Genomic DNA, 6,310 nt, shown 5'->3' on the forward strand with positions numbered 1-6,310 from the left:
CCTTAAAAAAATCCTTAACTCTTTTGATATACCTTCAAACTATCTCCGATCGCATCGACCTCTATCTCGCGGTCGATGCGATCGCCCTACAGCGTCCTCCTATACTGAAAACCAGCATAACTAATCGAGAAACGATCAAGGAGGAACAATGACCGAGGAATATTTAGCCGAACGAACAGTTTCAGCCGTATTTAAGGAAGAAGAACAATTAGACGGTGTAATTCGGCGGTTGCTCGATCGCGGAGTTTCCCGCGATCACATTTCAGTAATGGGAAAAAACTTTCAATCTAAAACTAAAATTGCCGGCTTTATTACTAAAAAAGATGTAATTTTAGGCGGTCTGCGAAGCGGGGCAATTTTTGGTTCCTTATTCGGTTCTTTTTTGGGTTTGCTAACAGGCGTCGGCGTGCTGTTTATTCCCTTTGTCGGTGCAGTAGTCTCGGCGGGCCCGCTGGGTGCGGTACTGTTGGGTGCAGCTAGCGGCGCGATCGCAGGTTCGGCCGGTGCGGGTCTTGTTTCCGCTTTAGTCGCTGTGGGAATGCCCGAAGACAAAGCAACTATCTATCAAACCCGCGTTGAAGCAGGCGAATTTCTCGTGATGGCAGAAGTCGCCGCCGACCGTTCGGGCGAATTTCAACTCTTGCTAGAAAGTGCAGGTGGCGAAGAAGTTTCAGTTAGCGAAATGACGCTGCCGCGCGCCGTTAAAGGTCGCTGCAATAGTCCGGCAGACTTATCTCCAGAAGTGCGATCGCACCTGTCGGAAGCCGCTCAAAAAACCTTTATGGAATCCTACAACGCCGCATTTGACGAAAGCAACGACTCGATACAAGCGGAACACACCGCTTGGGACGCCATTCACCAGCAATACGAAGAAGATGAAAGCGGCGTTTGGACTAAGCCTTTAGCAAAAGTCTAGTCTTCCCATCACAGTAAACTAATAAAAAATACAATCAAGCCTCTAGAACTGCGGTTTTGGAGGCTTTGACGATTTTAGATTTGAGATTTGTGCAAGACTTATAGCAATTCTAAAAAGTCATGCAACAGTAGCTGTAGGGTGCGTCGCTATTCACTAATACCAAAAAAGAGCGACTATATCGCAGCGACGCACCGGTGCATACACTCTTTCAGGAAACAAACCCAACACTCATGATTGTTGGATGACCAGCCGAGAACTGGTATTAATTATAGTTGAGATTTTATAACTGTGCAAAATTTAATTTTTAATAATAATTTGGGAATGGCCGAAAGTCGCATTACGTTGGGAAATTGGTATTGCACTAGGTTGCGTTGTCCAGTACAATCTATAGGCTTACAAAAAAAAATTGAGTTAAGCAAATGCAAAAATACCTTTGTACAGTTTGCAATTACGTCTACGATCCAGAAGTAGGCGATCCCGACGGAGGCATAGATCCCGGTACTGCCTTTGAAGATATCCCCGACGATTGGGTTTGTCCCACTTGCGGGGCGGCAAAATCCGATTTTGAACCAGAATAAGCGAGAAATAATTTGTCCGATCGAATGCTCAAAATTACAGTTATCGGCGGCGGTGCAGCAGGTTTTTTTAGTGCAATTACCTGTGCCACAACCTACCCGCAGGTCCGCGTCACTTTACTAGAAGCTGGCCGGCAACTCCTGGCAAAAGTTCGCATCTCTGGCGGCGGGCGCTGCAATGTGACTCACGCTTGTTTTGACCCCGGTGTTTTAGTGCAGAATTACCCCAGAGGAGGGAAAGCTCTGCGCGGTGCTTTTACTCGATTTCAACCCCGCGATACTGTAGAATGGTTTGCCGGTCACGGTGTGAAGTTGAAAACAGAAGAAGACGGGCGAATGTTTCCGATTACAGACGATTCGGCGACAATTGTTAACTGTTTGATCCGGGCTGCTGAGGATGCAGGCGTTAAAATTCGCACCGGCGATGCAGTAGTTTCAGTAAAGAAATTAACATTGGAGGGCGGGCACGGGGGCACCGCCCCTACATTTGAAATTGAGTTGAAGTCGGGGGAGAGTTTTAAGTGCGATCGCATTCTTCTCGCTACAGGCAGCAACCCTTCGGGTTATAAGTGGGCAAAAGAGTTAGGTAATACTGTAGAACTGCCCGTTCCTTCTCTATTTACTTTTAATATTTCCGACAGCAGAATCAAAGATTTAGCCGGAATTTCTGTTCCTAATGCTAAGGTGAAATTGCCGGGAGCTAAATTAGAACAAAGCGGGCCTTTGCTAATTACTCACTGGGGTTTAAGCGGGCCTGCTGTACTAAAACTTTCGGCTTGGGGTGCGAGATTTTTGCACGATCGCCATTATAAAACCTCTGTCCTGATTAATTGGCTTCCCCAGTACAATGCGGAAGTTTTGCGGCAGCAACTGCTAGCAGTTAAGTCGCAGTTGTCGCACCGATTGATTGTCTCTAGCTGTCCCTTTCCGGTGCCGCGCCGCCTCTGGGAACGTTTGACAAGTTCGATCGGCATTGATGAGCAAAAACGCTGGGCTGACTTATCGAATAAAATCCTCGATCGCCTCCTGCTAGAACTCGTTCAAGGCGAATATCAGATTGCCGGAAAAGGGGCATTTAAAGAAGAATTCGTCACCTGCGGCGGTGTCAACCTCAAAGAAGTCGATTTTAAGACAATGGAAAGCCGCCGCTGTCCCGGACTTTTCTTTGCTGGGGAAATCTTGGATATCGACGGGGTGACGGGCGGTTTCAACTTCCAAAGTGCCTGGACTACGGCGTGGTTGGCCGGAAACGCGATCGGCAAACCATCCGATTGTAGATTGTAGATTGTAGATTTTAGATTGGGGAATACTTGCTTTGTAAAGGTTTGGGAGTTGCGATCGCGCGATCGGCTTGCCTGTATTAAATTTTGTGTTATTTTTGACTGAAGGCGCACCAAATGTGTGTCAAATTCAGCTTGTAGACAAAATTCGCAGTTTTGCGTCCTTCAACATCGGGTGAGATACATGAAAAACTTGAATCTAAAAACCCTAAAGTTCGATCGCAACCTTGAGGGCCATTTTGACTCACCTTTCATCGAAAAAAATGGCTTGCTGGAATTCAACCCCAAATTTATCACTCCCGAATTTTTAACAACCTGGACGTTTGAAACACACCTGTACGACGAACAAGTTGCGATCGACCACTTTGTCATCACATTTCCCAGCCGAACCGAACTAGAAAACTACGCCGCATCTTTCCGCCCCTTCGGTGCCAAAATTGTCGAAGGCCCAGACTTGTTCCCAATTAACTTTTGTGCGGAAAACATTAATGTTCCCTCCGATTTGTGGCTGCATTTAACTACCAGCCGGGAAGTCCCTCGGTATATTCAGAGGGGACGCATCTGAGCGCTACGCGAAGTACCCCGAATGAATTACGCCCGCGTGATGAAAGGCTCGTCGGGTGTAGGTACGGAAACCGACAATTAGACATTGCGAGTACCTTTAACTTCGATGTACTTTCTCTAACTATTAAATCGAAAAAATGGTACATTAAAGTAGGTCGAAAAAAGAAATTTCCAATGCAACTAACATACAAATACCGCCTCAAACCCACAAAAGCCCAATTGGCAACAATTGTGGCTCATCTAGAACTCTGTCGTCGGCAGTACAACTACCGACTTGGCGAAAGATTTAGGTGGTGGTCAGCCACGAGAACGCCCGTCAACGCCTGTCCCTTGATTGTTTCGATAGTCCCTGTTGAAGAGATTTATCAAAACATTCCTTTGACGAGAGTGCAGACTAGGGATGGTAGAAAAAAGGATGAATCGGGTAATCCTTTGACTAAGAAAGGCGACGTTTTCTCGAACATTGAAGGCGGATATGTACAGTGGCAGACGATACAACTGGCTGACCTCAAAAACACTAAAAAGTTATTCCCTGATTATAAAGTGTTGGATTCACAGGTCTTGCAAGATGTCGTCAACAGAGTGGAAACTTCCTTCTCAAATTTCACCACACCCGATAAAAATGGCAATCGTAGGGGTCAACCCAAGTTTAAGGGGCTTCACTACTATAAATCCTTCACTTATCCTCAATTAGACAACTTAGATATTGTCAAGGATGAGCAAAATAGGATTTGCATTCGCCTCGCAAAGATAGGTCAAGTACCTATGGTTTTTCATCGTCCAATACCAACGGGCTTCAAGGTTAAGATGGGGAGCGTTATTAGAGAAGCGGATGGGTGGTATATTTCCCTGACGCTAGAAGATAAGACGGTTCCTGTAACGGTTGCAGAAATTCAACCGACTGATGAAAACACTGTTGGTATAGATTTAGGAATAACTAATTACGTTGATATTTCTAATGGCGAAAGAGTTAAGAATCCTAGATTCTTGAGGAAGTCTGCCCAGAAGCTGGCAAGACTTCAAGCGAAGCTAGCTAAAAGAGTTAATGGTTCTAAGCCTTGGAAAGTTATCAAGGACAGAATTTCTAGACTTCATCAGTTCGTAGCCCGAGCTAGATTAGATTTTCAATTTAAAACGGCACATGATCTATTCGGGAAATGTGAAGTTTTAGTTGTTGAAGATTTGAGCGTCAAAAATCTGACTAGACGCGCCAAACCTAAAACAGATACTGAGAGTGGTAATTTGGTTTATTTGCCCAACGGTCAATCAGCTAAAAGTGGCTTGAATAAATCCATGCTTGATGCTGCTCATGGGCAGTTCGCCAGCGTCCTAAAATATGTCGCCTGGAAATTGGGTAAAAGCGTTTTGTTTGTTGATCCGAAGGGAACTTCTCAACATTGCTGGAACTGCCTAAATAAAGTTCCGAAAGAATTATCGGAGCGGTGGCATTCCTGTCAATGTGGGGAATCATTGGATCGAGATGAAAACTCAGCTAAACTTATTAGAAAGATTGGTCTGAGTTACGAAAGTGGCGGGGGAACTCCGTCACTCAAAAAAGCCTTTGCAAAAAAGGAAAAAGAAGCCTGCGGTATAACTGTACTCAGTTGACCGTCAGGTTAGTTCACTGACCTTATTGATGCCAGCCGGCGGCTTAGTAGTATTAGATGCGCCCCACGCAGCGGGCGACCAAAAAAACCGCTTTCAGCAAGAAAGAGGATTAGAAGCAGTTCACCACGTCGCGCTTCGAGTCGAAAACGTGCAGAATGCTGCTAAAATATGGCAAAATAAAAACTTTAAACCGCTATCAGAGCGCCCTCTAGACTACGGCTCATTAACCCAGTGGTTTCTGCAAAACCCCGCCGGACAAATCATCGAATTAATAGAACGTCGCCCCGGCAACAACGCCACCTTTGACTGCAAAAACATCGCAGGCTTGCGTCTCAGCGAAGATAAAGTCAGTAGTCAGTAGTCAGTAGTCATTAGTCAGTAGTCATTAGTTAACAGTTAACAGTCAACAGTCAACAGTCAACGGTTAACAGTCAACAATGCCCCATGCCCTGTTTGGCCAATGCCCAATTCCCAAATCTATGGTTGCAATAAAAATCCCCAAAGTCACTTTTCAACCCCCAACATTCAACTCAATTGAAGAAGAACGCCGCCACCGCAAACAGCGTTTAGCCGCCGCATTTCGATTATTTGCCCGCTTCGGATTCAGCGAAGGAATTGCCGGACATATCACCGTCCGCGACCCCGAACACCTCGACCATTTCTGGGTCAATTCTTTTGGAATGCACTTTAGTTTAATTCGAGTCAGCGACCTAATTTTAGTCAACCACAAAGGCGAAGTTGTTGAAGGAAATAAACCCGTAAACGAAGCAGCATTTGCCATTCATTCCCAAGTCCACAGCGCCCGCCCCGACGTAATCGCAGCAGCCCACGCTCATTCTCCCTACGGCAAAAGTTGGTCGAGTTTGGGCCGCCTGCTTGACCCGCTGACGCAAGATGCTTGTTCTTTTTATGAAGACCAAGCTTTATTTGACGATTACACCGGAGTTGTTTTGGAAATCGAAGAAGCTAAACGCATAGCCAAAACTTTAGGTGAGAAAAAAGCTATTATCTTACAAAATCACGGACTGTTAACAGTAGGTCAAACAGTAGATGAAGCCGCTTGGTGGTTTATTGCAATGGAACGTTCTTGTCAAGCGCAGTTAATGGCCGAAGCAGCGGGAAAACCAATTCTCATCAAGCCAGAATGTGCGCGTTTAACACAGCAGCAAGTAGGGTCTCACCGTATGGGATGGTTTAGCTTTCAACCGCTTTATGACATGATAGTGCGTCGGGAACCCGACTTATTAGATTAGAAACTCGGCGGTTTCAACCGCTATTACACAAACACAGTGGGAGCATGTCACTTTTGCAGTGAGCAATTATACTCATGCAGGTTTTACCTGATTACCAATTAAGCCGTTTAAGTA

The 6,310-nt window shown here is 45.6% G+C and carries 8 protein-coding genes; all 8 read left to right on the forward strand.

Annotated features, from left to right (window positions below; all coding sequences use genetic code 11):
* The first annotated feature begins 23 nt into the window (after positions 1–23).
* The 8 genes from QUA00_RS28600 (at position 24) to QUA00_RS28635 (ending at position 6,196) form a co-directional block, all read left to right on the forward strand.
* A complete protein-coding gene (locus tag QUA00_RS28600) occupies positions 24–152 on the forward strand; it encodes a hypothetical protein (RefSeq protein WP_333411953.1) in 129 nt (42 codons plus the stop codon).
* Entirely contained in the window at positions 149–916 is a 768-nt protein-coding gene (locus QUA00_RS28605; RefSeq protein WP_333411954.1) for a ChaB family protein, read from the forward strand. The genes QUA00_RS28600 and QUA00_RS28605 overlap by 4 nt, the downstream gene beginning before the upstream one ends.
* Before the next feature lie 419 nt (positions 917–1,335).
* Positions 1,336–1,494 carry a rubredoxin gene (gene rd, locus QUA00_RS28610; RefSeq protein ID WP_333411955.1) on the forward strand — a complete coding sequence of 53 codons (159 nt, stop codon included), beginning with the start codon at positions 1,336–1,338 and terminating at the stop codon, positions 1,492–1,494.
* Positions 1,495–1,518: 24 nt separating this feature from the next.
* Positions 1,519–2,775, forward strand: coding sequence for an NAD(P)/FAD-dependent oxidoreductase (locus QUA00_RS28615; protein WP_333411956.1), 1,257 nt, complete (start codon positions 1,519–1,521; stop codon positions 2,773–2,775).
* A gap of 180 nt (positions 2,776–2,955) precedes the next feature.
* A complete protein-coding gene (locus tag QUA00_RS28620; RefSeq protein ID WP_333411957.1) occupies positions 2,956–3,336 on the forward strand; it encodes a hypothetical protein in 381 nt (126 codons plus the stop codon).
* Positions 3,337–3,509: 173 nt separating this feature from the next.
* Complete coding sequence (locus QUA00_RS28625) at positions 3,510–4,943, forward strand: transposase (protein ID WP_333411958.1); 1,434 nt, start codon at positions 3,510–3,512, stop codon at positions 4,941–4,943.
* Positions 4,944–4,971: 28 nt separating this feature from the next.
* Positions 4,972–5,304 carry a hypothetical protein gene (locus QUA00_RS28630; protein WP_333411959.1) on the forward strand — a complete coding sequence of 111 codons (333 nt, stop codon included), beginning with the start codon at positions 4,972–4,974 and terminating at the stop codon, positions 5,302–5,304.
* Between the two features lie 118 nt (positions 5,305–5,422).
* On the forward strand, positions 5,423–6,196 hold the full coding sequence (locus QUA00_RS28635) for a class II aldolase/adducin family protein (RefSeq protein ID WP_333262849.1): 774 nt from the start codon (positions 5,423–5,425) through the stop codon (positions 6,194–6,196).
* The last annotated feature ends 114 nt before the right edge of the window (positions 6,197–6,310 follow it).

The sequence above is a fragment of the Microcoleus sp. T2B6 genome (assembly GCF_036700475.1).
GTDB lineage: Bacteria > Cyanobacteriota > Cyanobacteriia > Cyanobacteriales > Microcoleaceae > Microcoleus.